1 protein-coding gene is annotated in these 1448 nt (G+C 44.6%); it reads right to left on the bottom strand.

The genetic code is table 11. The annotated features are described in order from the left end of the window. Positions 1-1448, bottom strand: a 1448-nt coding sequence (locus WEIDD23_RS00145; protein WP_062358727.1) for an ABC transporter ATP-binding protein, incomplete at both ends; no start/stop codon positions are given.

Here is a 1448-nt window from a genome sequence, read left to right as displayed (position 1 = left end):
TAACGAATCGTTGATAAGCGGTGTGCCACTACAAAACTTGTTCGACCCGCCAATAATTTAGCCATGGCATCTTGAATCATGCGCTCAGTTCGTGTATCGACCGAACTCGTGGCTTCATCCAAAATTAAGATTTCGGGATTTGCAATAAACGCACGCGCAATCGTTAACAATTGTCGTTGTCCCTGCGAAATATTCGTGGCGTCCTGATTTAGGATCGTGTCATACCCGTCTGGTAACGTGCGAATAAATTCATCCGCATGAGCCATTTTTGCAGCTGTGATGACATCATCGTCCGTTGCTTCAAGGCGTCCATAACGCAAATTATCCATGATACTACCTTCAAAAAGCCAAGTCTCTTGGAGCACCATTGCGAAATGCTGGCGCAAGTCTTCACGTGTCATACCGCGTGTATCGGCTCCACGTAACCGAATCACCCCACTGGTTGTGTCATAGAAACGTTCCAACAAATTAATCATAGTAGATTTACCGGCGCCAGTTGGACCAACAATCGCAATCATTTGTCCCGGCTTAACCGACATACTGTAGTCAGTCATCAATGGTTGGTCAGTCTGATAACTAAAGGCAACGTGTTCAAACGTCACGATGTCATCAGTCGTAATTGGGCCAACCGGGGTTAATTCGGTCATTTCTGGTTCATCCAGTACCTGAAAAATACGTTCGGCTGACGCAACCGTTGCTTGAATCGTATTTGTTAAATTAGCAATTTGTGTAATGGGCTGACTAAATTGATTGGTGTATTGCAACATAGCTTGCACATCACCCAAACTAACGGTACCGCTGGCCACTTTAATCCCACCAATCACCGCCATAGCTAAATAATCCAAATTATTAACAAACCGCATCGATGGAAAAATAACGGTCGATACAAATTGTGCTTTCCAAGCGGCCTTGTAATAATCTTCGTTTTGCGCATCAAACTTCATAATCATTGGTTGCTCTTGGTTAAATGTTTTCACCACGGTGTGACCAGCAAAGGTCTCCTCAACCTGGTCATTCAGCAACCCCAAGGCCGCCTGTTGCCGGGCAAAATAACGTTGTGATCGTGGCGCGATAATCCGGACAATTAACAAAGACAATGGCACCGTCAAGAAGGCCACCAACGATAATTGCCAGCTAATTGTTAGCATGAAATAGATAACACCAACAAACGTCAGAGCGGAATTGACCAATTGAATTAACGACTGGTTCAACGTCCCTTGAATATTGTCCATATCGTTAACCATGCGGGACATGATATCCCCATTTTGATGTGAATCATAATAAGAAACTGGCAGGCGCGCCATTTTATCCTTGAAATCCTTACGCAACTGGTAAACCGTTCCTTGGGCAACCCGGGTCATGATGTACTGCTGGATTACCGAGAAAAGGGCGGCAATTAGATAGAGGGCCGAAACAAGCATTAAAATTTGCACGACTTTATCCATCTG

It is taken from the genome of Weissella sp. DD23 (assembly GCF_001579105.1).
GTDB classification, from domain to species: Bacteria; Bacillota; Bacilli; order Lactobacillales; family Lactobacillaceae; genus Weissella; species Weissella cibaria.
Note: the sequence above shows the minus strand (reverse complement) of the source record. Positions and strands in the feature narration are given on the sequence as shown.